The 25,833-nt window shown below is 56.1% G+C and carries 21 protein-coding genes; 18 read left to right on the forward strand and 3 right to left on the reverse strand.

What is annotated here, in order from left to right:
• Window positions 1-8: 8 nt before the first annotated feature.
• Window positions 9-1,361, reverse strand: coding sequence for a molecular chaperone (gene yegD / locus IM303_RS04570; protein ID WP_041909098.1), 1,353 nt, complete (start codon window positions 1,359-1,361; stop codon window positions 9-11).
• 130 nt (window positions 1,362-1,491) lie between these two features.
• On the opposite strand from yegD, the gene alkA reads away from it, so the two are divergent.
• Window positions 1,492-2,364 (forward strand): DNA-3-methyladenine glycosylase 2, encoded by an 873-nt coding sequence (gene alkA / locus IM303_RS04575; RefSeq protein ID WP_041909100.1) that lies wholly within the window; start codon window positions 1,492-1,494, stop codon window positions 2,362-2,364.
• Here the strand turns inward: alkA and IM303_RS04580 are convergent.
• Window positions 2,329-5,658 carry a diguanylate cyclase gene (locus tag IM303_RS04580; RefSeq protein ID WP_193359630.1) on the reverse strand — a complete coding sequence of 1,110 codons (3,330 nt, stop codon included), beginning with the start codon at window positions 5,656-5,658 and terminating at the stop codon, window positions 2,329-2,331. The two genes, alkA and IM303_RS04580, sit on opposite strands and share 36 nt — an antisense overlap.
• Window positions 5,659-6,001: 343 nt before the next feature.
• Between IM303_RS04580 and udk the strand changes: the two genes are divergently transcribed.
• From udk to asmA, 3 genes are all read left to right on the forward strand, one after another.
• The gene (gene udk / locus IM303_RS04585) at window positions 6,002-6,643 is read left to right on the forward strand and encodes a uridine kinase (protein WP_008500855.1); all 642 of its coding nucleotides are present in this window, start codon (window positions 6,002-6,004) and stop codon (window positions 6,641-6,643) included.
• A gap of 91 nt (window positions 6,644-6,734) precedes the next feature.
• On the forward strand, window positions 6,735-7,316 hold the full coding sequence (gene dcd, locus IM303_RS04590) for a dCTP deaminase (RefSeq protein ID WP_028013805.1): 582 nt from the start codon (window positions 6,735-6,737) through the stop codon (window positions 7,314-7,316).
• A gap of 22 nt (window positions 7,317-7,338) precedes the next feature.
• Complete coding sequence (gene asmA / locus IM303_RS04595; RefSeq protein ID WP_049000309.1) at window positions 7,339-9,189, forward strand: outer membrane assembly protein AsmA; 1,851 nt, start codon at window positions 7,339-7,341, stop codon at window positions 9,187-9,189.
• Window positions 9,190-9,281: 92 nt separating this feature from the next.
• Here the strand turns inward: asmA and IM303_RS04600 are convergent, their stop codons facing one another.
• Window positions 9,282-10,865 (reverse strand): TerC family protein, encoded by a 1,584-nt coding sequence (locus tag IM303_RS04600; protein WP_047363153.1) that lies wholly within the window; start codon window positions 10,863-10,865, stop codon window positions 9,282-9,284.
• Between the two features lie 692 nt (window positions 10,866-11,557).
• Between IM303_RS04600 and IM303_RS04605 the strand changes: the two genes are divergently transcribed.
• The 14 genes from IM303_RS04605 (at window position 11,558) to cpsB (ending at window position 25,754) form a co-directional block, all read left to right on the forward strand.
• Entirely contained in the window at window positions 11,558-12,697 is a 1,140-nt protein-coding gene (locus tag IM303_RS04605) for a polysaccharide export protein (RefSeq protein WP_014170829.1), read from the forward strand.
• Between the two features lie 6 nt (window positions 12,698-12,703).
• Complete coding sequence (gene wzb / locus IM303_RS04610) at window positions 12,704-13,147, forward strand: low molecular weight protein-tyrosine-phosphatase Wzb (protein ID WP_045629833.1); 444 nt, start codon at window positions 12,704-12,706, stop codon at window positions 13,145-13,147.
• A gap of 2 nt (window positions 13,148-13,149) precedes the next feature.
• Window positions 13,150-15,312, forward strand: a complete 2,163-nt coding sequence (gene wzc / locus IM303_RS04615; RefSeq protein ID WP_041909110.1) for a tyrosine-protein kinase Wzc — start codon at window positions 13,150-13,152, stop codon at window positions 15,310-15,312.
• Between the two features lie 116 nt (window positions 15,313-15,428).
• Window positions 15,429-16,271, forward strand: a complete 843-nt coding sequence (wcaA, locus tag IM303_RS04620; protein WP_028013800.1) for a colanic acid biosynthesis glycosyltransferase WcaA — start codon at window positions 15,429-15,431, stop codon at window positions 16,269-16,271.
• Window positions 16,271-16,762, forward strand: coding sequence for a colanic acid biosynthesis acetyltransferase WcaB (gene wcaB / locus IM303_RS04625; RefSeq protein WP_045260418.1), 492 nt, complete (start codon window positions 16,271-16,273; stop codon window positions 16,760-16,762). Before wcaA ends, wcaB begins: the two co-directional genes overlap by 1 nt.
• Window positions 16,759-17,976, forward strand: a complete 1,218-nt coding sequence (wcaC, locus tag IM303_RS04630) for a colanic acid biosynthesis glycosyltransferase WcaC (RefSeq protein WP_045629829.1) — start codon at window positions 16,759-16,761, stop codon at window positions 17,974-17,976. The genes wcaB and wcaC overlap by 4 nt, the downstream gene beginning before the upstream one ends.
• Entirely contained in the window at window positions 17,951-19,171 is a 1,221-nt protein-coding gene (gene wcaD / locus IM303_RS04635) for a colanic acid polymerase WcaD (RefSeq protein ID WP_014884505.1), read from the forward strand. The genes wcaC and wcaD overlap by 26 nt, the downstream gene beginning before the upstream one ends.
• 16 nt (window positions 19,172-19,187) lie before the next feature.
• Window positions 19,188-19,934, forward strand: coding sequence for a colanic acid biosynthesis glycosyltransferase WcaE (gene wcaE, locus IM303_RS04640; RefSeq protein WP_041909116.1), 747 nt, complete (start codon window positions 19,188-19,190; stop codon window positions 19,932-19,934).
• A 15-nt stretch (window positions 19,935-19,949) separates the two neighbouring features.
• Complete coding sequence (wcaF, locus tag IM303_RS04645; RefSeq protein WP_045260414.1) at window positions 19,950-20,498, forward strand: colanic acid biosynthesis acetyltransferase WcaF; 549 nt, start codon at window positions 19,950-19,952, stop codon at window positions 20,496-20,498.
• Window positions 20,499-20,522: 24 nt separating this feature from the next.
• Window positions 20,523-21,644, forward strand: coding sequence for a GDP-mannose 4,6-dehydratase (gene gmd, locus IM303_RS04650; RefSeq protein ID WP_003863514.1), 1,122 nt, complete (start codon window positions 20,523-20,525; stop codon window positions 21,642-21,644).
• 2 nt (window positions 21,645-21,646) lie between these two features.
• Window positions 21,647-22,612: a GDP-L-fucose synthase gene (locus tag IM303_RS04655; protein ID WP_024908102.1), complete on the forward strand. Its 966-nt coding sequence runs from the start codon at window positions 21,647-21,649 to the stop codon at window positions 22,610-22,612.
• Window positions 22,613-22,614: 2 nt separating this feature from the next.
• On the forward strand, window positions 22,615-23,094 hold the full coding sequence (locus IM303_RS04660) for a GDP-mannose mannosyl hydrolase (protein ID WP_048999739.1): 480 nt from the start codon (window positions 22,615-22,617) through the stop codon (window positions 23,092-23,094).
• The gene (gene wcaI / locus IM303_RS04665) at window positions 23,091-24,314 is read left to right on the forward strand and encodes a colanic acid biosynthesis fucosyltransferase WcaI (RefSeq protein ID WP_045260413.1); all 1,224 of its coding nucleotides are present in this window, start codon (window positions 23,091-23,093) and stop codon (window positions 24,312-24,314) included. The genes IM303_RS04660 and wcaI overlap by 4 nt, the downstream gene beginning before the upstream one ends.
• A gap of 3 nt (window positions 24,315-24,317) precedes the next feature.
• The gene (gene cpsB, locus IM303_RS04670; RefSeq protein WP_193359631.1) at window positions 24,318-25,754 is read left to right on the forward strand and encodes a mannose-1-phosphate guanyltransferase; all 1,437 of its coding nucleotides are present in this window, start codon (window positions 24,318-24,320) and stop codon (window positions 25,752-25,754) included.
• Window positions 25,755-25,833: the final 79 nt, after the last annotated feature.

Genomic DNA, 25,833 nt, shown 5'->3' on the forward strand with positions numbered 1-25,833 from the left:
CAACCGCATTAGCTAAACATCACCTGCGCCCAGCGCGCCAGCCCTGCGGTAACGGAGCCAAAGTCATCCCCACCGGCAATCGGAATGCCCGGTAGCTGTTCCGCCAGCGCTTTCTTGATCAGCGGCGAACGGGCGCTACCGCCGGTCAGGTAGATCACATCCGGCTTCTCTTTGCCGTTCTCCAGCGCCAGCTGGACCTGCTCCAGAATGCGCTGCAGCGGCTGAGCAAGCGCCGTTTCCAGCCCCTCCTGTGAAATCGCCGTGGCCAGATCCTCGCTGATAAACGGCAAGGAGACCGCATGTTCAGGACGGTCGGAAAGGGCGATTTTGCACTCCTCCGCAGTTCGCACCACGCGGTAGCTCAGGCGCTGACGCCACACTTTATAGAGCAGGGCGACCTTCTCGGCATCCTGCGCGTCGCGCACCAGATCGTTGAGGAAGCGCCCGTTCGCGGTGCTGTAAAAATCACTCTGCGCCGGAACGTCGTTGATGGCAATCGCGTTCCACCACGGCAGGATCGGCAGGGCGATGCCTTTTTCCGTTTGCCCGCCCATGCCCAGCAGCGGCATCAGGCTCTTAAAGGCCAGGGCGATATCCAGATCGTTACCGCCTACGCGGCAGCCGCTGTGCCCGAGCAGGCTGTTTTCGCGGTCACGACGGTGATGCCACTGCGGTCCCATCAGCAGAAGCGAGCAGTCCGTTGTACCGCCCCCGATGTCGACGACCAGCACGCGCTTCTCTTCCGTCAGCGTGGCTTCAAAATCCAGCCCCGCCGCAACCGGCTCGTACTGAAACACCACGTCGCGGAATCCCGCCCGGTGCGCCGCACGTTCAAGGATCCCCTGCGCCTGCTGGTTGGCTTCGTCACCGCCCAGCCCCTGGAAGTTGATCGGGCGGCCAATCACCGCCTGGGTGATAGTATCCGGCACCTGCGACTGCGCCTGATTGCGGATATGCAGCATCATGGCGCACACCAGATCTTCAAACATCGCCACCTGCTGCGGCTTCAGGCCGCTCGCGCCGAGGAAGGATTTTGGCGATTTAACGAAGTAGACCTCTTCCGGGTCTTCAATGTAATGCCCGAGCGAGGAGAGGCCAAACTGCACGCTGGAAGGGGTAACGTCGATGTCTTCCTCGCGGTTAAAGCTGACCGCCCGACGCAGCAGCGCCTGGGTCTCCGCCGCGGTAGCCGGAACCTGATGGTGGCGGAACAGCCACTCGCTCACCGCCTCACGCGTCGGCGCGCAGAGCATTGACGGCAGCAGCGTGCTCTCTTTTTCCATTTTCAGAAGCTGCGGTTGGCCGTTTTGCATGATCGCAACCGAGCAGTTTGCCGTACCGTAGTCAAATCCAATAAACACGATTAATCCCCATGCCGGTGAGAAGGGGCGAGACTTTAACGAAATGTCTGCATCGCGACAACAGGAATATGAAAGCAAGGCAAAACAAGGTCTTTCCGTTTATGCTGATAAAAATAAAAAAGGAGCAGCGATGTATACCCTGACGTGGCAACCCCCTTACGACTGGCAGTGGATGTTTGGCTTTCTCGGCGCGCGTGCGGTGACGGGCATTGAAACCGTCACGAGCGACTACTACGAGCGCAGCTTTGCCTGCGACGGCCATCAGGGGATATTTCGCGTGACGCCGGATATCGCTACCCATACGCTGATTGTGACGCTCAGCCCGGGGTTGGTTCCGGTTGCGCAGACGTGTCTTGAACGCATCGCGCGCCTGTTCGATCTCGCCTGTAACCCGCAGCACATCGCAGATACGCTGGGTGATCTCGGCGCTGCCCGCCCCGGCTTGCGTCTGCCGGGGGCGATGGATGCGTACGAGCAGGGCGTACGGGCCATTCTCGGGCAGTTGGTCAGCGTGGCGATGGCGGCGAAACTGGCTTCCCGCGTTGTCGCCCTGTGCGGTGAGCCGGTGAAGGATGCTCCGGGTTATGTCTGCTTTCCCTCCCCGCAAGCGCTGGCCGCTGCCGATCCGCTGGCGCTCAAGGCGCTCGGGATGCCGGTAAAACGCGCGGAGGCGCTGATTCATCTGGCGCAGTCGGTTGTTGACGGTACGTTTCCGCTGACGCCGCCTGAGGACGTTGAGGCGGGCATGAAGGCGCTACAGCAGCGGCCGGGCATCGGGCGCTGGACGGCAAATTACCTGGCCCTGAGAGGCTGGCAGGCGAAAGATGTGTTCCTGCCGGATGATTATCTGATTAAGCAACGCTTCGCCGGGATGACCCCCGCGCAGATCCGTCGTTACGCCGAGCGCTGGCAGCCGTGGCGCTCCTACGCGCTGCTGCACATCTGGTATACCGACGGCTGGACGCCGTCAGTTGATGGCGAAATAACTGGTGTTGAGCAGTAGATCCAGCGGCTGCGGCTCGGCGATGGTGTCGCCATAGATAAAATCAATGCCGATGCCGGAAAGCGTATCCATCATGATGGGCTGGTTGCAGGGGCCCGCGATGGTTTTCATCCCCAGACGCTGGGCGTGGCCCTGAACGATGGTCACCATCATCTCATCCATCAGATTACCATATACGTTGCTCACCACCTCGGCGTCGAGCATCAGATAATCGGCCATGTTCGGGCTCAGGTGGCTGAAGACGTTCATGTCGCGCCCTATCTGGCTGAAGATCACCCGGCAGCCCGCCTGGCGAAGCTTTTGCAGCCCTCGCTGCAGGTTCTCATCCGGATTACACACCACGTCGCTCGCGATAACCAGATGCAGCAGACGGCCCGGCATGGGGCTGCTATCGAGCAGGTCGAGGAGTTCATCGACCAGCGTTACGCTGGCTAAACCGGCGGCAGAAAGCGGCAGTGCTACCCCCATCCCTTTACGGGCGACCTGTGCGGCAGAGGTGCGGAAAAACTCACCAAAGATACGTCTGTCGAGGGCGTGCAGCAGTTCGGGCTCCGCCAGACCAGAACGGAAGGCGTGCTCCTCCTGGACTTCACCCTGGCTGGTCCACAGGCGTAGCGAAATCAGCCAGAAGTTACAGCTTTCCGGTATGCGCGGGGAGGCGACGCTGCGGGCTATCATCATCAGATGATTGTCTTTGATCATATGCCACTGTTCGTCCAGCGACATCATGCTGCGCGCGCTCCGATCCCGCTCCTGCTGCGGTTCGTACACCGTCACGATGCCGCGGCCGCTGTTTTTCGAGGCATAACAGGCAATATCCGCCTGCGACATCACTTCTGACGCCTGGTTATTATGCTCATCAATCAGCGTGATCCCTGCGCTGGCGCCAATCCGGTGCAGGCGACCTTCCCACATAAAGTGATAGTCATTGATGGTATGGATCAAACGCCCGGTGATATAGCGCGCGCTCTCAATATTGCAGTCCGGCAGCAGCAGCCCAAACTCGTCGCCGCCCAGGCGCGCCAGCACGTCGCTGGAGCGAAGCATGGTTAGCATCATGGAAGAGAGTTCCCGCAGCAGGGCATCTCCCGCCGCATGGCCTGCGCTATCATTGACGGCTTTGAAGCGGTCCAGATCGATAAAGACCAGCGCATGACGCTGACGCGTCTCGCGAACGGTTTGCAGAAGCCGTTTGAGATGGTTTTCGAAGCTGACCCGATTTGCCAGGTGGGTGAGGGCATCGTGCGACGCGCTGTAGCTTAGCTGACGCAGCATTTTGCGCGACTCGGTGACGTCCTGAATAACGATCACCGAGCCAATACTGTGCCCATCAAGGGTACTGAGTGGCGTAATGCTGTAATGGATATCAAACGATCCGCCGGTGCGGCAGTTCAGCACTACATCCTGGTCGATATCGGAGCGTGACATATCGCCGCTGTGAATATTCTCCATCAGCTGGCCCCGTTCCCCAAAGGTGATGTGTAACACCTTCAGGATCGGCTGGCCGATGGCCTCGGTCTGCAGCCAGCCGCTCATCTTCTCGGCGACCGGGTTCATAAAGGTGACGTTCATGTCGATATCGGTACAGAGCACCGCTTCGCCGATGGAGTCGAGCGTGATGTGCAGACGCTCTTTTTCCTGAAACAGCGCTTCGTTAAGCTCCTTCACCTCGGTCATGTCCATATTGATGCCGAGCAAACGTTCGACTTCACCCTCTTTATTCAGCACCCGGTTTGCCAGGGAGCGTATATGGCGCACGCCTTCCTTCACGCGGATACGGAATTCAAGCTTAAACGGCAGACGAGAAACCAGTGAATCCCGCAGCACCTGCTCCGCATGGGCGCGATCCTCCGGCAATATTCTTTCGTGCCAGAGCTGCCAGGTGGGCTTGATGTGCGGCGGAATTTCATACAGCTCAAACATCCGCTTATCCCAGCTGATGATGTCTGGCTCCAGATCCCACTCCCAGATGCCGATGCCGCCCGCTTCGTTGGCCAGCGTAATGCGCTCCATCAGGCGCTTATTGACCCACTCGGTCTGCTTCAGATCGTTAATGTCTTCAATCTGGGCGATGAAATAGAGCGGCGAGCCATCGGCATGGCGCACGACGGAGACGGCCAGAAGCGCCCAGACGACCTCTCCGTTGCGCGTGTAATAGCGCTTTTCAAGGGTGTAGGTGTTGATCTCGCCGTTGACCAGCTGTTCCAGCTGTTCCAGGTCGGTATGCAAATCTTCCGGCCAGGTGAGCTGCTGGAAGGTGAGCGACTGTAGCTCGGTCTGGCTGTAACCGAGGAAATTGCACAGCGCCTTGTTGGCCTGAAGCCACTGGCCCTCCATGCTGACTAACGCCATACCGATGGCGGAATACTCCATCGCATTACGAAAGCGCTCTTCGCTCTCGGTGATGTGTTTGCGTTCGGCACGGAAGGCATACATCACCATGGTCATCACGTTAGCGGGGAGGAGGAGCATCAGGAACGGCAGCCACGGCGCGTTCATCATCGGCCCGGCATGTTGGGTGGTCAGCGCCGAAGGGTTATGGGCAATCATCAGTGAAACGACCATCACGGTAACCAGAAACACCATGAACGCTTCCATCCGCGGCAAGCGCACGGCGCTCCACATCAGCAGGACAATCACGCAGGTAAAGGGCCACGGCAGCCAGGTGATGGATGCCCAACTGAGGGCCAGCGTTACGGCCATGGTAACCAGGGTTTCCAGCAGCAATCTCGGATCACGGTGGCGGAGCAGGTAATGGGATTTAAACAGCAGCCCCAGCGGCACCAGTGCCAGCGCGCCAATGGATTCAGATAGCACCCAGACGATGAAATTACGCAGCGGCTCAGGGCCGGGGATCAGAAGCGTCATCAGAATACCGCCCACCAGCGGCGGCACCAGCGCGCTGCCTATTGCCAGGCGGATCCAGTCGTTTAAATTTTGCAGCGGGTTGTACCACGGAAGCAGCTTGCGCAGTAACACGGCACCGATGAGGGCCTCAATAACGTTTATTGCGGTGTAGGTGGGGGTTATCGACGCCCAGGAGAACAGCATCCACGAGGCCAGAATATTGCCAAATGAACAGGCCAGGGCTATCCCGGGCCACATTTTTCCTGCATGGCGGTAAAACGCCACCATCATAATGGCGGTAGGAAACCAGAGTGGCGCCAGCAGGGTACCGAAGCGGGTAAGCTCCAGCGAAAATAAGGTAAAGATAAAGGTGACCAGGCCCAGACAGACAAGTCGTAATAAAGGATGTGGGGTGGTAACCAAAACCCGCTGGTATTGTTTATTCATTACCGCTTTATCCAGAGACGCCATGCCGTCAGGAGAGAAGTACGCACGAGTGAATTTGATAATTTGGTTTATGCTAGTACAAACAATTTACAATTCATATGGCGACTGCTCATAATTTGACATCATAGACTTATTAAATAGTTACTCGCTAAAAAATTCCTGTTAAACGCTGAAAAAACGGCCATTAAAATTTCTCTCAAGGATCAATGCGCCACTTTTCAGCCTGTCTCGCAGAACCTGCGCATTCGACTGGTATCACGCCCGCGAAATCCCTATAATTGCCGCGTTTGACGCTCCGGCGTCGTCCTTCCTTAACATCCAGGTTATTCAGGTCGCTAAATTTATGACTGATAAGTCTCATCAGTGCGTCATTATAGGCATCGCCGGCGCATCGGCTTCAGGTAAAAGTCTAATTGCCAGTACGCTTTATCGCGAACTGCGTGAACAGGTAGGTGATGAGCATATCGGCGTCATTCCCGAAGACAGCTACTATAAAGATCAATCCCATCTGTCGATGGAAGAACGTGTAAAAACCAACTACGACCACCCGAATGCGATGGATCACAGTTTACTGTTCCAGCATTTAGAAGCGCTTAAGAGCGGCCAGGCGATCGAACTGCCCGTTTACAGTTACGTAGAACACACCCGTACCCAGGAAACGATCCGCATCGAGCCGAAGAAGGTCATTATCCTTGAAGGCATCCTGCTCCTGACCGACGCCCGCCTGCGTGAATCCATGAACTTCTCCATCTTCGTCGATACCCCGCTGGATATCTGCCTGATGCGCCGCATCAAGCGTGACGTTAACGAGCGCGGCCGTTCGATGGACTCCGTCATGGCGCAATACCAGAAAACGGTCCGTCCGATGTTCCTGCAGTTTATTGAACCATCCAAACAATACGCCGATATCATCGTGCCTCGCGGGGGCAAAAACCGCATTGCTATTGATATCTTAAAAGCGAAAATCAGCCAGTTTTTTGAATAAGCCGCGCGAATTGTGTACCGTTCAGAGATAACCTGGTTTTACCCTGAGCGTTCAACGGCTCAGGGTACGATGCATGAAAGGAGAAAGTACCATGCGTCTTTGCGATCGTGATATTGAAGCCTGGCTGGATGAAGGCCGCTTGTCTATTACCCCACGTCCCCCCGTGGAGCGCATCAATGGGGTGACCGTTGATGTACGGTTGGGGAATAAATTCCGCACCTTTAGCGGCCATACTGCGCCGTTCATCGACCTCAGCGGGCCGAAGGATGAAGTCAGCGCCGCGCTCGATCGCGTCATGAGTGATGAAATCATCATTGACGAAGGTGAAGCTTTTTATCTGCACCCGGGTGAACTGGCGCTGGCGGTGACGTATGAATCCGTGACCCTGCCTGCGGATCTCGTCGGCTGGCTTGATGGCCGTTCTTCTCTGGCCCGCCTGGGGCTGATGGTTCACGTAACCGCGCACCGTATCGACCCAGGCTGGTCCGGCCGTATCGTGCTGGAGTTCTTCAACGCCGGTAAACTGCCGCTGGCGCTGCGCCCCGGAATGATGATCGGTGCATTAAGCTTTGAACCGCTCACAGGCCCGGCAGACAGGCCTTATAACCGCCGCCAGGACGCAAAATACCGCGACCAGCAGGGTGCGGTTGCCAGCCGTATTGATAAAGACTGATCGTTAGTCCATTGAGGATGCCATGAGAAGAGTTCTGACAACGCTGATGATTTTGCTGGTAGTGCTGGTTGCTGGCCTTTCGGCGTTGGTTCTGCTGGTTAACCCGAATGATTTCCGCGCTTACATGGTGCGGCAGGTCGAGGCACGCAGTGGTTACCAACTGAAGCTTGACGGGCCGCTGCGCTGGCACGTCTGGCCGCAGCTCAGCATTCTCTCTGGCCGCATGTCGTTAACCGCGCCGGGCGCGGCACAGCCGCTGGTCTCTGCGGACAACATGCGTCTCGATGTGGCGCTGATCCCGCTCATCTCCCATCAGCTGCAGGTTAATCAGGTGATGCTGAAGGGCGCGGTCATTCAGCTTACCCCGCAGACCGAAGCCGTGCGCGACGCGAATGCGCCGGTTGCGCCGCGCGAGAATACCTTACCGGATGAACCGTCCGATACGGGCTGGTCCTTTGATATAGGCAAACTGAAAGTGGCCGATAGCGTGCTGGTGTTCCAGCATGAGGATCAGGAGCAGGTCACCGTTCGCAACATCAACCTGCAGATGGAACAGGATGAACACCATCTTGCGTCGCTGGAATTTAGCGGACGGATAAACCGCGACCAGCGCGATCTGTCCCTCTCGTTGAATGCAAACGTGAATGCGTCGGACTACCCGCATCAGCTGACGGCCGACATCCAGCAGCTTAGCTGGCAGCTGACGGGAGCGGATCTCCCGACCCAGGGGATCGCCGGGCAGGGGACGCTGCGGGCCGTATGGCGCGAAGAGCAAAAACAGCTGGCGCTGGATAACCTTAACCTGCAGGCCAACGACAGCAGCCTGAAAGGGCAGGCGAGCGTCACGCTCGACGATAAGCCGAAGTGGGTGCTGAACCTGCAGTTTGACAAGCTCAACCTGGAGAACATCCTGCCACCGGTGCCGGCAAGCGCAACGGACAGCGATGCCGTGCAGACGGGGCAAAGCCAGTCACCGGTGTCGCGTCCGGTTATCTCATCCAACCTTGAACAGCCTGACTATAACGTGCTGCGCGGCTTCACGGCAGATATTCTGCTGAAAGCCAACAGCGTGCGCTGGCGCGGTATTGATTTTACCGACGTGAGCGGCCAGATGTTCAACCACAACGGGTTGCTGGTAATTTCAGAACTGAGCGGCAAAATGGGGGCGGGTCACCTGTCACTTCCGGGTACGCTGGACGTGCGTAAGGACGTTGCCAGCGCTGAATTCCAGCCGCGTCTCGACAACGTTGAGATTGGCAGCATCCTCAAAGCCTTTAACTATCCGATATCCCTGACGGGTCAGCTGACGCTGGCGGGCGATTTCTCAGGCACCAAAATTGATGCCAATGCCTTCCGCCGTGAGTGGCAGGGCGAGGCGCATGTTGACCTGAAAGATTCGCGAATGGAAGGGCTCAACTTCCAGCAGCTGGTTCAGCAGGCGGTGGAGCGCAGCAGCGATGTTAAAGCCCAGGAAAACTACGACAGCGCAACTCGCCTCGACAGCTTCGCCACTGACCTGACGCTGGATAACGGGGTGCTGACGCTGGCCGGGATGCAGGGAACTTCATCTATGCTGTCGTTAACCGGAGAAGGCTCGCTGGATCTGGTCAAAGAGACGGCGGACACGCGCTTTAACGTCCGGGTGCTTTCCGGCTGGCAGGGCGAGAGCAAGCTGATTGACTTCCTCAAAGAGACGCCGGTTCCGCTTAGCGTATACGGCAAATGGCAGGCGCTGAACTACAGCCTTCAGGTAGATCAGATCCTGCGTAAGCATCTGCAGGATGAAGCGAAGCGTCGGCTCAACAGCTGGGCGGATCGTAATAAAGATTCCCAGAACGGCAAGGATGTGAAGAAGCTTCTGGATAAGCTTTGACGGCGGTGCGGCCTGATGCCCTCACCCAGACCCTCTCCCACGGGAGAGGGAGCAAACACTAAAACGGCAACGGGATTGCCGTTTTGGTTTACCTAAACCTCAAAATCCAGCTCTTCCTCATCCCGCAGTGGAATAAGCTGCACTTTCTGCACGCGATGGTTTTCAATCTGCAGGGTTTTAAGCAGATAGTCGCCCACCTGAACCTCTTCTCCCGGCTGCGGGATGCGCTGCAAATACTCCATCAGCAGACCGGCAATGGTGTGGTATTCCCGTTTTTCATCCAGCGGTAGCGGCACGTACTGCACAAGGTCTTCCAGCGGCATGTGGCCGTTGGCCGTCCACGAGCCGTCAGCGTTTTTCTGAATGTCGTGGCGGGCATCAATCTCATCCACCTCGTTTGGCAGATTACCGGCGATGGTTTCCATTACGTCGCTGAGCGTGACCAGCCCTTCCACCGAACCAAATTCATCCACCACAAACGCGAAGTGGGTGCGCGCGTTGCGGAACTGCTCAAGCGCGGAGAGCAGCGGAAGCGCTTCCGGGAAGACCAGCGGCTGGCGTACCAGCGCGCGCAGGTTGAGCGGCTCGCCGTGCAGCTGCTGCTGGAGCAGGTCAATCACGTGTACCACCCCCAGCAGCTCCTCTTCCTCTTCACCGCCGGTGACCACCACCCGGGTGTGCTGGTTTTTATCCAGCAGGGCGCGGATCTGCTCTTCCGGTGCCGTGAGGTCAATATGCTCAATGTCATGCCGGGAGGTCATGATGCTGCTGACCGTGCGCTGATTCAGGTTGAGCACGCGCTCGATCATCAGCCGCTCCTGCGGGTTAAAGATTTGCCCGTCGCTGTGATCGGCCAGCAGGGCAGAGGATTCGGCGTCCAGCTCGGCATCCTCTTTCCTGCCGCTCAACAGGCGCATCACGGTGTCGGCCGTGCGCTGGCGCAGGGTCTGATTCGCGGAGAGAAACCGGCGGCGGTTAAATATCGCCAGCTGGTTGAGCGCTTCAATCATGACGGAGAAGCCAATGGCGGCGTACAGGTAGCCTTTCGGAATGTGGAAGCCGAAACCGTCGGCAACCAGGCTAAAGCCAATCATCAGCAGGAAGCTGAGACAGAGGATCACGATTGTCGGGTGGCTGTTCACAAAGCGGGTCAGTGCTTTGCTCGCCATCACCATCAGCGTGATGGCGATAATTACCGCGGCCATCATGACGGCGAGATGGTCCACCATCCCGACGGCGGTAATCACCGAATCCAGGGAGAAGACTGCATCGAGCACCACAATTTGCGCCACCACCGGCCAGAATCTCGCCCCGCGTCGCTGGGTCGGGTTCTCGCTGTCCTTGCCTTCGAGCCGTTCGTTAAGCTCCACCGTGGCTTTGAACAGCAGGAACAGCCCGCCGAAGAGCATGATCAGGTCGCGCGCGCTAAAGCTCAGGCCGCGAACGGAGAACAGAGGCTGAGTGAGCGTGACCATCCAGGAGATAGAGGCCAGCAGCAGTAAACGCATCACCATCGCCAGCAGCAGACCCGTCACGCGCGCGCGGTCGCGCTGGGAAGGGGGCAGTTTTTCAGCGAGGATGGCGATAAACACCAGATTATCAATACCGAGCACTAATTCGATGACGACCAGCGTCACCAGCCCGGCCCAGATTGATGGATCGGCAATCCATTCCATAGTAATAGCAATACCTTCTGTTATATGACGAATGTCACACTTCGATCATGGATAAAGCTGGGGGAAAATGCAATGTCGGGCTGAGATTTCTCTTAATACGATGCGTAAAAAAGAGAGCAGTCTCAGGTGAGTGTAAATAAGCAAAATACGTATATTTTATTATTCTGAGTGCTTTTTAGGATATATCGCAGATAATGGTTTTTACTCTCTTTTTGTCAATATAAAGAAAATCCTAAAAGGTCAAAACTTTGCTCTTAATATTAATCTTAAAAACAGATATTAGGACAGTTGTCTCCTTGCCTGCTATTAGGTTAGCTGCAACAATTCTCCCAGCATCAAATGTTAAATCTTGTTGTTGCTATTATTGTTTTGGTCTTCGGAATGGTCATTCATTATCCGTTGTGTATTTCAAGCGGCTGATATATTTCCAGAAGACCTTACTCAAGAGGGTGTCTATCCATAACACATTGTTTAGTCAGTGGATTGGTAACTGAAAGCCAAGGGCGGTAGCGTGCCTGAAAGCGTGTAAATCAGCCTCGATTATTCTGTCAATAGCCAATGGATGAATAAGCTTTTTTTAGGACTGATGCCAGTTATATTTCTATTTGATTAACTGCATGCTGAAACCCAATACGTCTCAGGCTTATTTAAATTGCACAGGATAATTACTCTGCCAAAGTGATAAATAATCAATGATGAAATCCAAAATGAAATTGATGCCATTATTGGTGTCTGTGACCTTGATGAGTGGTTGCACGGTCTTTCCCGGCAGCAATATGTCAACAATGGGTAAGGATGTGATCAAGCAACAGGATGCCGATTTTGATCTCGACAAAATGGTGAATGTTTATCCACTTACGCCACGTCTGGTCGAACAATTACGTCCACGTCCGAATGTTGCCCAGCCGAATATGTCTCTGGACCAGGAAATTGCCTCCTATCAGTATCGCGTGGGGCCGGGCGACGTGATCAACGTGACCGTCTGGGACCACCCTGAACTGACCACGCCAGCGGGCCAGTACCGTAGCTCAAGCGACACCGGGAACTGGGTACAGTCAGATGGCACCATGTTCTATCCGTACATTGGTAAAGTACATGTCGCCGGGAAAACGCTTGCCGAGATCCGTAGTGATATTACCGGCCGCTTAGCGCAGTACATCGCCGACCCGCAGGTGGACGTTAATATCGCCGCATTCCGCTCGCAAAAAGCCTATATCTCCGGTCAGGTGAATAAATCCGGCCAGCAGGCCATCACCAACGTACCGCTCACCGTTCTGGACGCCATTAACGCCGCGGGCGGTTTAACCGACGGCGCCGACTGGCGCAACGTGGTGCTGACCCACAACGGCAAAGAGCAGCGCATTTCGCTGCAGGCGCTGATGCAAAACGGCGACCTGACCCAAAACCGCCTGCTCTATCCGGGCGATATTCTCTACGTACCGCGCAACGACGATCTGAAAGTCTTCGTGATGGGTGAAGTGAAGAAACAGAGCACCCTCAAAATGGACTTCAGCGGCATGACCCTGACCGAAGCGCTGGGCAATGCTGAAGGTATCGATCTGACCACCTCTAACGCGACCGGTATCTTCGTCATCCGTCCGCTGAAGGGTGAAGGCAGCGCGAAGGGCAAGATTGCCAACATCTACCAGCTGGATATGTCCGATGCGACGTCTCTGGTGATGGCGACGGAGTTCCGTCTCCAGCCATACGATGTGGTTTACGTCACCACCGCGCCGGTTGCCCGCTGGAACCGTCTGATCAACCAGTTGCTGCCAACCATCAGTGGCGTTCGCTACATGACGGATACGGCGCGCGACATTCATACCTGGTAATCCGCGATGTTTAACAAAATTCTGGTGGTATGCGTGGGGAACATTTGCCGTTCCCCCACGGCTGAACGGCTGTTGAAACAGTACCAGCCCGAGTTAACGGTCGAGTCCGCAGGGCTGGGCGCGCTGGTGGGCAAAGGTGCCGACGAGCGCGCCACGAGCGTGGCCCGCGATCACAACCTCTCTCTTGACGGGCATATCGCCCGCCAGGTCACCGGCCGCATGTGCCGGGAGTATGACCTGATTCTGGCAATGGAAAAACGCCATATTCATGCGCTGTGCGATATCGCTCCGGAGATGCGCGGCAAGGTGATGCTGTTTGGTCACTGGGACAACGAACGCGAAATCCCCGATCCGTATCGCAAGAGCCATGAAGCCTTCGAGGCGGTTTACACCTTACTTGACCAGTCTGCCCAACAGTGGGCGCAGGCACTGAAAGCTCAGCAGGGATAACAATGACAGAAAAAACAAGACCTTCTGCCGCCCCGACTTCGGGCAGTGATGAAATTGATATTGGTCGCCTGGTCGGCACGGTTATCGAGGCAAAGTGGTGGGTGCTTGGCATTACTGCCGTGTTTGCCGCAGCGGCCGTCGTGTATACGCTGTTCGCCACACCTATCTACAGCGCCGACGCGCTGGTGCAGATCGAGCAGAATACCGGCAACTCGCTGGTGCAGGATATCGGCTCCGCGCTGGCGAACAAACCGCCAGCATCCGACGCTGAAATTCAGCTGATCCAGTCGCGTCTGGTGTTGGGTAAAACGGTTCACGACCTCGGACTCGACATCTCCGTTACCAAAAATACGTTCCCGATCTTCGGTGCCGGCTGGGACCGTCTGATGGGGCGCAGCAATGACACCGTAAAGGTCACTGACTTTGTGCTGCCGAAAGGGGCGGGGGATCAAACCTTTACCCTGACGGTGCTGGGCCCGAAACAGTATCAGCTGACCAGCGATGCGGGCTTTAGCGCACGCGGCGAAGTGGGGCAGATGCTGAACAAAGACGGCGTTAGCATGATGGTTAGCGCGATCCACGCCCAGGAGGGCGGTGAATTCACCGTCACCAAATTCTCCACGCTGGGGATGATCAACAATCTGCAGAACAACCTGACCGTCACGGAAAACGGTAAGGACACCGGCGTGCTGAGCATGACCTTTACCGGTGAAGATAAGGATCAAATCCGCGACATCCTGAACAGCATTACCCGCAACTACCTTGAGCAGAACGTCGAGCGCAAGTCGGCGGAAGCGGCGAAAAGCCTGGCGTTCCTCGCTAAACAGCTCCCGGAAGTGCGTGCCCGTCTGGATGATGCCGAGAACAAGCTGAACGCCTACCGTCAGGATAAAGACTCCGTCGACCTGCCGCTGGAGGCAAAATCGGTTCTCGACTCGATGGTGAATATTGATGCGCAGCTCAACGAGCTGACCTTCAAAGAGGCAGAGATTTCCAAGCTTTACACCAAACGCCACCCGGCCTACCGCACGCTGCTGGAGAAGCGCCGCACTCTCGAAGAGGAGAAGGCGAAGCTGAACGACCGCGTGACCGCGATGCCGAAAACGCAGCAGGAGATCGTCCGCCTGACCCGCGACGTGGAGTCCGGACAGCAGGTTTACATGCAGCTGCTGAACAAACAGCAGGAGCTGAAAATCACCGAGGCCAGCACCGTGGGTGACGTGCGTATCGTCGACCCGGCCATTACCCAGCCTGGCGTACTGAAGCCGAAGAAAGCGCTGATTATTCTCGGCAGCATCATTCTTGGCCTGATGCTCTCTATCGTTGGCGTGCTGTTGCGCTCGCTGTTCAACCGCGGCATCGAAAGCCCGCAGGTGCTGGAAGAGAGTGGTATCAACGTCTATGCCAGCATTCCGCTGTCTGAGTGGCAAAAATCCCGTGACAGCGTCAAGACCATCAAGGGCGTTAAGCGTTACAAACAGAGCCAGCTGCTGGCCGTGGGTAACCCAACCGACCTGGCGATTGAAGCGATCCGCAGCCTGCGTACCAGTCTGCACTTCGCCATGATGCAGGCTAAAAACAACGTCCTGATGTTAACCGGCGTCAGCCCGTCAATCGGTAAGACCTTTGTCTGTGCCAACCTGGCGGCCGTGGTGAGCCAGACCAACAAGCGCGTGCTGCTGATCGACTGCGATATGCGTAAGGGTTATACCCACGAACTGCTGGGCACCAACAACGTGAACGGTCTGTCGGAAATCCTGCTGGGTCAGGGAGAGATTAGCCAGAGCGCCAAGCCGACCTCGATTCCGAGATTCGACCTGATCCCGCGTGGTCAGGTGCCGCCGAACCCGTCTGAACTGCTGATGAGCGAACGCTTCACCCAGCTGATTGAGTGGGCGAGCAAAAACTATGACCTGGTGCTGATCGATACGCCGCCAATTCTGGCCGTGACCGATGCCGCCGTGGTTGGCCGTCATGCGGGTACCACGCTGATGGTGGCGCGCTATGCGGTGAATACCCTGAAGGAAGTGGAAACCAGCCTGAGCCGCTTCGAGCAGAACGGCATTGAGGTGAAAGGGGTCATCCTGAACTCCATCTTCCGTCGTGCGACCGGGTACCAGGATTACGGTTATTACGAGTACGAATACAAGTCTGACAGCAAATAACAAAACACCCCCCCTCACCCTAACCCTCTCTCCTGAGGGGAGAGGGAACTGTCCGGTGCCGCCTTTCACCCTCTCCCCTCAGGAGAGAGGGCCGGGGTGAGGGGTAGGAGGAAAAGATGACCACACAACGCCCTTTAGTTTCTATCTATATGCCGACATGGAACCGTCAGCAGCTGGCGATCCGCGCTATTAAGTCGGTCTTGCGTCAGGATTACGATAACTGGGAACTGATCATCGTGGATGACTGTTCTTCCTCGTATGAACAGCTGCAAAAATTTGTCACCGAACTCAACGATCCGCGCGTGATGTATACCCATAACCCGATTAACTCCGGGGCGTGCGCGGTGCGTAATCAGGCGATTATGCAGGCCAAAGGGCAGTATCTGACCGGCATCGACGATGACGACGAATGGACGCCGAACCGCCTGTCCGTCTTCCTTTCGCATAAAGAGCAGCTGGTCACGCACGCTTTTCTGTATGCCAACGACTATGTTTGCCAGGGCGAGGTTTACTCGCAGCCCGCGAGCCTGCCGCTGTATCCGAAATCACCGTACTCTCGTCGCCTGTTCTACAAGCGCAACATTATCGGTAATCAGGTCTTTACCTGGGCGTGGCGCTTTAAAGAGTGCCTGTTCGATACCGAACTGAAGGCCGCGCAGGATTACGACATCTTCTTGCGGATGGTGGTGGAGTACGGCGAGCCGTGGAAAGTGGAAGAGGCCACGCAGATCCTGCACATCAACCACGGGGAGATGCAGATCACCTCCTCACCGAAGAAGTTTTCAGGCTACTTCCATTTTTACCGCAAGCACAAGGACAAGTTTGACCGTGCCAGCCGCAAGTATCAGCTCTTTACCCTGTATCAGATCCGCAATAAGCGCATGAACTGGCGCACCCTGCTGACGCTGCTGTCGGTGCGTAACGGCAAGCGTCTGGCTGACGGGCTTCGGGGGAAATAATGTTTCTGGAAGATTGCCGCGCAAACAGCTGGAGCCTGCGCCCGTGCTGCATGGTTCTGGCGTACCGCATCGCGCACTTTTGCTCGGTGTGGCGCAAGAAAAACGTACTGAACAATATCTGGGCGGCACCGATTCTGGTGCTGTACCGCATCATCACCGAATGCTTTTTTGGCTATGAAATCCAGGCCGCTGCCACCATTGGCCGCCGCTTTACCATCCACCACGGCTATGCGGTCGTCATTAACAAGTTCGTGGTTGCGGGCGATGATTTCACCATTCGCCACGGGGTGACGATCGGCAACCGCGGGCCGGACAGCCTGGCCTGCCCGGTGATCGGCAATAACGTCGAGCTGGGGGCGAACGTGGTGATGATTGGCGACATTACGATTGGTAACAACGTGACGATCGGGGCGGGCAGCGTGGTGCTGGACAGCATTCCGGATAACGCGCTGGTGGTGGGAGAGAAAGCCCGCGTGAAGGTGATTAAATGAACATTCTGCAATTTAACGTACGCCTCGCAGAAGGCGGAGCGGCAGGCGTGGCGCTGGATCTGCACCAGCGTGCCCTGCAAAAAGGACTTCAGTCCCGGTTTATTTACGGCTACGGCAAAGGCGGCAAGAAAAGCGTCAGCCATGATAACTTCCCGCAGGTGCACAAGCACACGCCGCGTCTGACCTCTGTTGCCAACATTGCGCTGTTCCGCCTGTTTAACCGCGATCTGTTTGGCAACCTGAACAGTCTTTATCGCACCGTGACCCGCACTACCGGCCCGGTTGTGCTGCATTTTCACGTGCTGCACAGCTACTGGCTGAATCTGGAAGAGGTGGTGGCGTTTTGTCAGAAGGTGCAGGCCCACAAGCCCGACACCCGCTTCGTCTGGACGCTGCACGATCACTGGAGCGTAACCGGACGCTGCGCGTTTACCGACGGCTGCGAAGGCTGGAAAGATAGCTGCCAGAAATGCCCGACGTTGAGCAACTATCCGCCGGTGAAGGTGGATCGCGCGCATCAGCTGGTAGACGGAAAGCGTCAGTTGTTCCGCGACATGCTTTCGCTCGGCTGCACGTTTATCTCCCCGAGCCAGCACGTGGCCGACGCCTTCAACAGCCTGTATGGGGCAGGGCGCTGTCAGATTATCAACAACGGTATCGACGTGGCGACGGAAGCCATCCTGGCCGAGCTGACGCCGGTGGCGGAAACCGCGGGCAAACCGAAAATTGCCATCGTTGCGCACGATCTGCGCTACGACGGCAAAACCAACCAGCAGCTGGTGCGCGACATGATGGCGCTCGGCGACAAAATTGAACTGCATACCTTTGGCAAATTCTCGCCGTTCGAAGGCGCTAACGTGGTGAATCACGGGTTTGAAACCGACAAGCGCAAGCTGATGAGCGCCCTGAATGGTATGGACGCGCTGGTGTTCAGCTCCCGCGTGGATAATTACCCGCTGATCCTCTGCGAGGCGCTCTCCATCGGCGTGCCGGTGATTGCCACCCACAGCGATGCAGCGCGCGAAGTGCTGGAAAAATCCGGCGGAAAAACCTTCGCTGGGCACGAGGTCCTGCCTCTGGTACAGCTGCCGAAGGCGCAGATCGCCGAGGCCGTTTTTGGCACTGACCTGGAATCGTTCCGCAACCGCAGCCGCAAGGCCTACAGTGGACAACAGATGCTGGAGGAGTATGTCTCGTTCTATCAGAATCTGTAGTTATCTGCTGCTGCCGCTGATCTACCTGCTGGTCAACGTTAAAATTGCCCAGCTCGGCGAAAGCTTCCCGATAACCATCGTGACTTTTTTGCCCGTTCTGCTTCTGCTGTATGTCGATAAAATCAACCTGAAGAAGCTGATGATTGCCCTGGGGCTGGGCACGGGCCTGACGCTGTTTAACTACATCTTTGGCCAGTCGCTGGATGCCAGTAAATACGTCACTTCAACCATGCTGTTTGTTTATATCGTTATTATTATTGGCATGGTCTGGAGTATTCGCTTCAAAACTATTTCACCGCACAATTATCGGAAAATCCTCAGGTTCTTTTATATTGCCGTTGCGTTAATTGTTATGCTTGCCGCACTGGAAATGGCGCAGATTATTTTGACCGGTGGCAGCAGCCTGATGGAGATAATTTCGAAATATCTCATTTACAGTAACAGCTATGTACTGAACTTCATTAAGTTTGGTGGTAAGCGTACAACGGCGCTCTATTTTGAACCGGCGTTTTTCGCTCTGGCGTTAATCTCAATTTGGCTCAGCATCAAACAGTTTGGTATCAAAACGCCTAAGACCGATGCTATGATTCTTGCAGGAATCGTTCTGTCTGGATCGTTCTCAGGGGTAATGACATTTATCCTGTTTTACCTGCTGGAGTGGGCGTTCCAGTACCTGAACAAAGATGCGATTAAGAAAAAACTGCCGCTGGCGATAATCTCTCTGACGGTATTTTTAGTGGGCGTCATATTCGCGTTTCCGTACATTTCAGAACGTCTGGGTGATTTGGGAACGGAAGGGTCATCGTCCTATTATCGCATCATTGGTCCGCTGGTGATGGTTGGTTATTCCTTAACCCATATCGATGGTGTAGTAAGATTCGGCTCACTTTACGAATATGTTGCATCATTCGGAATCTTTAACGGTGCGGATGTCGGTAAAACCATAGACAATGGTCTGTATCTGTTAATTATTTATTTTTCATGGTTCGCCGTACTGTTGACGCTGTGGTATCTGTTTAAAGTTTTCAAAATGATGATCAACGCGTTTGGTGATAACCAGAACTTTCGCGTGCAGCTTTATCTTTTTACGCCGGTGTCGCTGTTTTTTACCGGGTCAATATTTAGCCCGGAATATGCTTTCTTGATTGTCTGTCCGTTTATTTTGCGTAAGGCGCTTAATATTACGAACGTATGACGAAATGAGGTGATTTATGTTTCTTAGCGTCATTACTGTCGCTTTTCGTAATTACGAAGGGGTGGTAAAAACCTGGCGCTCGCTGCGCAACCTGGCGCGCGATCCAAGCCTCACCTTTGAGTGGATCGTGGTCGACGGCGGCTCGAACGATGGCACGGCGGAGTTTCTGGAAAAACTCAACGGTGAGTTCAACTTACGCTACATCAGCGAGAAAGATAAAGGCATCTACGATGCGATGAACAAGGGCATTTCTATGGCCCAGGGCCGTTATGCCATCTTCCTCAACTCCGGCGATATTTTCCACGACGACGTGGCGTTGTTTGCTCGTCAGCTGGCGCGCCAGAAAGAGGATGCCATGTATATTGGCGATGCGCTGCTCGATTTTGGCGACGGGCATAAAGTCTGCCGCAGCGCCAAGCCAGGCTGGTATATCTACCACAGCCTGCCAGCCAGCCATCAGGCCATTTTCTTCCCGGTAAACGGTCTGAAAAAACAGCCTTACGATTTGCAGTACAAGGTGTCATCCGATTATGCGCTGGCCGCCAGCCTGTATAAATCAGGTTACCCATTCCGTCGAATTAAAGGGCTGGTGTCTGAATTTTCGATGGGCGGCGTGTCAACGTCTAATAATCTGGAATTATGCCAGGATGCAAAAAAGGTGCAGCGTCAAATATTACGCGTGCCGGGATTCTGGGCGGAATTGTCTTATTTATTACGCCTGCGTACGACAGGTAAAACGAAAACCTTATATAACAAAGCCTGAATATAAGGAAACGCAATGCAGGATTTAAAAGGTTTCTCCGTGCCGAAAGGTTTTCGGGGCGGGAACGGTATTAAGGTACAGCTATGGTGGGCGGTTCAGGCAACCTTATTTGCCTGGTCGCCGCAAATACTGTACCGCTGGCGAGCCTTTTTATTGCGCCTGTTTGGCGCAAAAATCGGAAAAAACGTAGTTATTCGACCTTCGGTAAAGATTACCTACCCCTGGAAATTAACCCTCGGGGATTACGCCTGGGTAGGGGATGACGCGGTGTTATATACCCTGGGCGAGATTACGATTGGCGCAAATTCGGTGGTTTCACAGAAGTGTTATTTGTGCACCGGCAGCCACGACTTTATGAGCCCGCATTTTGATATTACCGCTTCGCCTATTGTGATCGGTGAAAAGTGCTGGCTGGCAACGGATGTTTTTGTTGCACCAGGTATTTCTGTTGGCGATGGCACGGTAGTCGGTGCCCGCAGCAGCGTTTTTAAATCGCTACCGGCAAATAAAGTTTGCCGTGGCAACCCCGCAGTGGTGATACGCGAACGCGTTGAAACTGATTAAATTCATAAGTAGAGGAATATAAACATGTCTAAAGTCGCTCTCATCACCGGCGTTACCGGGCAGGATGGTTCTTACCTGGCAGAACTGCTGCTGGAGAAAGGGTATGAAGTGCACGGTATTAAACGTCGTGCGTCTTCTTTCAACACCGAACGTGTGGATCACATCTATCAGGATCCTCACGCGGCAAACCCGAAATTCCACCTGCACTACGGCGACCTGACCGATACCTCCAACCTGACCCGTATCCTGCAGGAAGTACAGCCGGATGAAGTGTACAACCTGGGGGCGATGAGCCACGTAGCGGTCTCCTTCGAGTCCCCGGAATACACCGCTGACGTTGACGCCATGGGTACCCTGCGTCTGCTGGAGGCGATTCGCTTCCTCGGTCTTGAGAAGAAAACTCGCTTCTACCAGGCATCTACCTCCGAGCTGTACGGCCTGGTGCAGGAAATTCCACAGAAAGAGACCACGCCGTTCTACCCGCGCTCTCCGTATGCGGTAGCAAAACTGTACGCCTACTGGATCACCGTGAACTACCGTGAATCCTACGGCATGTACGCCTGTAACGGCATTCTGTTCAACCACGAATCCCCGCGCCGCGGCGAAACCTTCGTGACCCGTAAAATCACCCGCGCGATCGCCAACATTGCTCAGGGTCTGGAATCTTGCCTGCACCTCGGCAACATGGACTCCCTGCGTGACTGGGGCCATGCCAAAGACTACGTGAAAATGCAGTGGATGATGCTGCAGCAGGAACAGCCAGAAGACTTCGTTATCGCGACCGGCGTGCAGTACTCCGTGCGTCAGTTCGTTGAGATGGCTGCGGCGCAGCTGGGCATCAAACTGCGCTTCGAAGGCACCGGCGTGGAAGAGAAGGGTATCGTTGTATCCGTGACCGGCCACGACGCGCCGGGCGTGAAGCCAGGCGACGTGATTGTGCAGGTTGACCCGCGTTACTTCCGTCCTGCTGAAGTAGAAACCCTGCTGGGCGACCCAACCAAAGCGCACGAGAAGCTGGGCTGGAAACCAGAAACCACTCTGCAGGAGATGGTTTCCGAGATGGTGGCCAAAGATCTTGAAGCAGCGAAAAAACACTCCCTGCTCAAGTCTCATGGCTACGAGGTTGCCATCGCGCTGGAGTCCTGAGAATGACAAAACAACGTATTTTTGTCGCCGGTCATCGCGGAATGGTGGGTTCCGCGATTGTCCGCCAGCTGGAACAGCGCGGTGACGTAGAGGTGATTGTCCGCACCCGTGACGAGCTGAACCTGCTCGACAGCCGTGCGGTACAGGACTTCTTTGCCAACGAACGCATTGACCAGGTGTATCTGGCGGCGGCGAAGGTGGGCGGCATTGTCGCTAACAACACCTATCCGGCGGATTTCATCTACGAGAACATGATGATTGAGAGCAACATCATTCACGCGGCGCATCTGCACAACGTGAACAAGCTGCTGTTCCTCGGTTCATCCTGTATCTACCCGAAGATGGCGAAGCAGCCGATCGCCGAAAGCGAGCTGCTGCAGGGCACGCTGGAAGCGACTAACGAGCCCTACGCGATTGCCAAAATTGCCGGGATCAAGCTGTGCGAGTCCTACAACCGTCAGTACAACCGCGACTATCGCTCGGTGATGCCGACTAACCTGTACGGACCGCACGACAACTTCCACCCGAGCAACTCGCACGTGATCCCGGCGCTGCTGCGTCGCTTCCACGAGGCGACTGCCGAAAACGCCCCGGACGTGGTGGTGTGGGGCAGCGGAACGCCAATGCGCGAGTTCCTGCACGTGGACGACATGGCGGCTGCCAGCATTCACGTGATGGAGCTGGATCGCGAGGTGTGGCAGGAAAACACCGAGCCGATGCTGTCGCACATTAACGTGGGTACCGGCGTGGACTGCACCATTCGCGAGCTGGCGCAGACCATCGCGCAGGTGGTGGGCTACAAGGGCCGCGTGGTGTTTGACGCGACCAAACCGGACGGCACGCCGCGCAAGCTGCTGGACGTGACCCGTCTGCATCAGCTGGGCTGGTATCACGAGGTCTCACTGGAGCAGGGGCTGGCCAGCACCTACCAGTGGTTCCTGGAAAACCAGCACCGCTTCCGGGGGTAATGATGTTTTTAAGTCAGGAAGATTTTGCCACGGTAGTGCGTTCCACTCCGCTCATTTCGATTGATTTGATCGTGGAGAACGAACGCGGCGAGTTCTTGCTGGGGAAACGAACCAATCGTCCTGCACAGGGCTTCTGGTTCGTGCCCGGCGGGCGCGTGCAGAAGGATGAGACGCTGGTTGATGCGTTTGAGCGTCTCACTCTGGCGGAGCTGGGCCTGCAGCTGCCGATGGCAGCGGGCCAGTTTTACGGGGTCTGGCAGCACTTCTATGACGATAACTTTTCGGGCACCGGGTTCTCCACGCACTACATCGTGCTGGGGTTCCGCCTGAAGGTGAGTGAGGCAGACCTGCGTCTGCCTGATTCTCAGCATGACGATTACCGCTGGTTAGCGCCAGAGGCGCTGCTGGCAAGCGACAACGTCCATGACAACAGTCGGGCGTACTTCCTCGCGGAACGTCAGGCCGAGGTGCCAGGACTATGAAAATCCTCGTCTACGGAATTAACTACTCGCCGGAATTAACCGGTATCGGGAAATACACCGGCGAGATGGTGGAGTGGATGGCGAGCCAGGGACATGACGTGCGGGTGATTACTGCCCCGCCATACTACCCGGAGTGGAAGGTAGGCGAACGCTATTCCAGCTGGCGCTATCGCCGCGAAGAGGGGGCCGCGACCGTCTGGCGCTGCCCGCTCTACGTGCCGAAGCAGCCCTCGACGCTGAAACGTTTAATTCATCTGGGCAGCTTTGCCCTCAGCAGTTTCTTCCCGCTGATGGCGCAGCGTCGCTGGAAGCCGGATCGCATTATCGGCGTGGTGCCGACACTGTTCTGCACGCCGGGCATGCGCCTGCTGGGAAAACTCTCCGGCGCGCGCACCCTGCTGCACATTCAGGATTATGAAGTGGACGCCATGCTCGGTCTGGGTATGGCCGGGAAAGGCAAGGGCGGCAAGGTGGCGAAGCTCGCCAGCGCCTTTGAGCGCAGCGGCCTGCATAACGTGGATTACGTTTCGACGATCTCGCGCTCGATGATGAACAAAGCGCAGGAGAAGGGCGTCCCGGCGGAGAAGGTGATCTTCTTCCCGAACTGGTCCGAAGTGGCGCGTTTTCGCGACGTGACGGAGCAAGAGGCTCAGGCGCTGCGCGCCCGGCTCGGTTTGCCTGAAGACCAAAAAATCATTCTTTACTCAGGCAACATCGGCGAAAAGCAGGGGCTGGAGAGCGTTATTGAAGCGGCCCAGCTGCTGATCGAACAGCCGTGGACGTTTGTGATTGTCGGACAGGGCGGGGGAAAAGCGCGGCTGGAGAAGATGGCCAGTGAACGCGGCCTGACCAACGTGAAGTTTTTCCCGCTGCAATCGTACGACGCGCTGCCCGCGCTGCTGAAAATGGCGGATTGCCATCTGGTCGTGCAAAAACGCGGCGCGGCGGATGCGGTGCTGCCGTCCAAGCTGACCAACATTCTGGCAGTGGGCGGTAACGCGGTGATTACGGCCGAAGCCGAAACTGAATTAGGCCAGCTGTGTGGCAGCTATCCGGGGATTGCCGTGTGCGTGGAGCCGGAATCGGTCCCGGCGCTGGTCACCGGCATTGAACAGGCACTCGCCATGCCAAAAGTGAATACGGTGGCACGTGAATATGCCGAACGCACGCTCGAGAAAGAGAACGTGCTGAGCCAATTTATTGCAGATATACGGGGATAAATCATGAGTCAAACCACTTTGTATCCGGTTGTGATGGCTGGTGGCTCTGGTAGCCGGTTGTGGCCGCTGTCCCGCGTGCTCTATCCAAAACAGTTCCTCTGCCTGAAAGGGGATCTCACCATGCTGCAGACGACGGTAAACCGTCTGCACGGCGTGGAGTGTGAAAGCCCGGTGGTGATTTGTAACGAACAGCACCGCTTTATCGTTGCCGAGCAGCTGCGCCAGCTGAACAAGCTCACGGAAAACATCATCCTGGAGCCTGCCGGACGTAATACCGCGCCCGCGATCGCCCTGGCGGCGCTGGCGGCAAAACGCAGCAGCCCTGACTGTGACCCGCTGATGCTGGTCCTGGCGGCAGATCACGTTATCCAGCAGGAAGACGCATTCCGCGACGCGGTGCGTGCCGCGATCCCTTACGCCGAGAGCGGCAAGCTGGTGACCTTCGGCATCGTGCCGGATCTGCCGGAAACCGGCTACGGTTACATCCGTCGCGGCAGCGTAACGCCGGGTGAAAGCGACAGCGTAGCGTTTGACGTGGCGCAGTTTGTCGAAAAACCGAATCTCGAAACCGCCCAGGCCTATGTCGCCAGCGGTGAATATTACTGGAACAGCGGGATGTTCCTGTTCCGCGCCGGACGCTATCTCGAAGAGCTGCGCAAATACCGCCCGGATATTCTGAACGCCTGCGAAAAAGCGATGGCGGTGGTAGACCCGGATCTCGACTTTATCCGCGTGGATGAAGAGGCGTTCCTCGCCTGCCCGGAAGAATCTATCGACTACGCCGTGATGGAACGCACGGCTGACGCGGTGGTGGTACCGATGGATGCAGGCTGGAGCGACGTTGGCTCCTGGTCCTCCCTGTGGGAGATCAGCGCCCATACCCCGGAGGGTAACGTCCATCACGGCGATGTGATTAGCCACAAAACCGAAAACAGCTACGTTTACGCCGAGTCTGGCCTCGTCACCACCGTCGGGGTGAAGGATCTGGTGGTTGTCCAGACCAAAGACGCGGTGCTGATTGCCGACCGTAACGCCGTGCAGGACGTTAAAAAAGTGGTTGAGAAGATCAAGGCCGATGGCCGTCACGAACACCACATTCACCGTGAAGTGTACCGTCCGTGGGGCAAATATGACTCCATCGACGCGGGTGACCGCTATCAGGTGAAGCGCATCACCGTGAAGCCTGGCGAGGGGCTGTCGGTGCAGATGCACCACCACCGCGCCGAGCACTGGGTGGTGGTCGCGGGTACCGCCAAAGTCACTATCGACGGCGAAGTGAAGCTGCTGGGTGAAAACGAGTCCATTTATATTCCGCTGGGCGCCACGCACTGTCTGGAAAACCCGGGAAAAATTCCTCTCGATTTAATTGAGGTGCGCTCCGGCTCGTATCTGGAAGAGGACGATATTGTGCGCTTCCAGGATCGCTACGGCCGCGTGTAGCACGCAGCATCATGCCCGGCGGCGCTGCGCCTGCCGGGCCTACGAATGACAAAAATAAATTTGGCCATTAAGTGGTCAG

Source organism: Enterobacter cloacae complex sp. P38RS, assembly GCF_014930775.1.
Lineage (GTDB): Bacteria > Pseudomonadota > Gammaproteobacteria > Enterobacterales > Enterobacteriaceae > Enterobacter > Enterobacter bugandensis.

Excerpts from the sequence above, each read along its gene's own strand:
- alkA (WP_041909100.1), top strand. The coding sequence starts at position 1,492 with ATGTATACCCTGACGTGGCAACCCCCTTACGACTGGCAGTGGATGTTT.
- IM303_RS04580 (WP_193359630.1), bottom strand. The coding sequence starts at position 5,658 with ATGAATAAACAATACCAGCGGGTTTTGGTTACCACCCCACATCCTTTA.
- udk (WP_008500855.1), top strand. The coding sequence starts at position 6,002 with ATGACTGATAAGTCTCATCAGTGCGTCATTATAGGCATCGCCGGCGCA.
- dcd (WP_028013805.1), top strand. The coding sequence starts at position 6,735 with ATGCGTCTTTGCGATCGTGATATTGAAGCCTGGCTGGATGAAGGCCGC.
- asmA (WP_049000309.1), top strand. The coding sequence starts at position 7,339 with ATGAGAAGAGTTCTGACAACGCTGATGATTTTGCTGGTAGTGCTGGTT.
- IM303_RS04600 (WP_047363153.1), bottom strand. The coding sequence starts at position 10,865 with ATGGAATGGATTGCCGATCCATCAATCTGGGCCGGGCTGGTGACGCTG.
- IM303_RS04605 (WP_014170829.1), top strand. The coding sequence starts at position 11,558 with ATGATGAAATCCAAAATGAAATTGATGCCATTATTGGTGTCTGTGACC.
- wzb (WP_045629833.1), top strand. The coding sequence starts at position 12,704 with ATGTTTAACAAAATTCTGGTGGTATGCGTGGGGAACATTTGCCGTTCC.
- wzc (WP_041909110.1), top strand. The coding sequence starts at position 13,150 with ATGACAGAAAAAACAAGACCTTCTGCCGCCCCGACTTCGGGCAGTGAT.
- wcaA (WP_028013800.1), top strand. The coding sequence starts at position 15,429 with ATGACCACACAACGCCCTTTAGTTTCTATCTATATGCCGACATGGAAC.
- wcaB (WP_045260418.1), top strand. The coding sequence starts at position 16,271 with ATGTTTCTGGAAGATTGCCGCGCAAACAGCTGGAGCCTGCGCCCGTGC.
- wcaC (WP_045629829.1), top strand. The coding sequence starts at position 16,759 with ATGAACATTCTGCAATTTAACGTACGCCTCGCAGAAGGCGGAGCGGCA.
- wcaD (WP_014884505.1), top strand. The coding sequence starts at position 17,951 with ATGTCTCGTTCTATCAGAATCTGTAGTTATCTGCTGCTGCCGCTGATC.
- wcaE (WP_041909116.1), top strand. The coding sequence starts at position 19,188 with ATGTTTCTTAGCGTCATTACTGTCGCTTTTCGTAATTACGAAGGGGTG.
- wcaF (WP_045260414.1), top strand. The coding sequence starts at position 19,950 with ATGCAGGATTTAAAAGGTTTCTCCGTGCCGAAAGGTTTTCGGGGCGGG.
- gmd (WP_003863514.1), top strand. The coding sequence starts at position 20,523 with ATGTCTAAAGTCGCTCTCATCACCGGCGTTACCGGGCAGGATGGTTCT.
- IM303_RS04655 (WP_024908102.1), top strand. The coding sequence starts at position 21,647 with ATGACAAAACAACGTATTTTTGTCGCCGGTCATCGCGGAATGGTGGGT.
- IM303_RS04660 (WP_048999739.1), top strand. The coding sequence starts at position 22,615 with ATGTTTTTAAGTCAGGAAGATTTTGCCACGGTAGTGCGTTCCACTCCG.
- wcaI (WP_045260413.1), top strand. The coding sequence starts at position 23,091 with ATGAAAATCCTCGTCTACGGAATTAACTACTCGCCGGAATTAACCGGT.
- cpsB (WP_193359631.1), top strand. The coding sequence starts at position 24,318 with ATGAGTCAAACCACTTTGTATCCGGTTGTGATGGCTGGTGGCTCTGGT.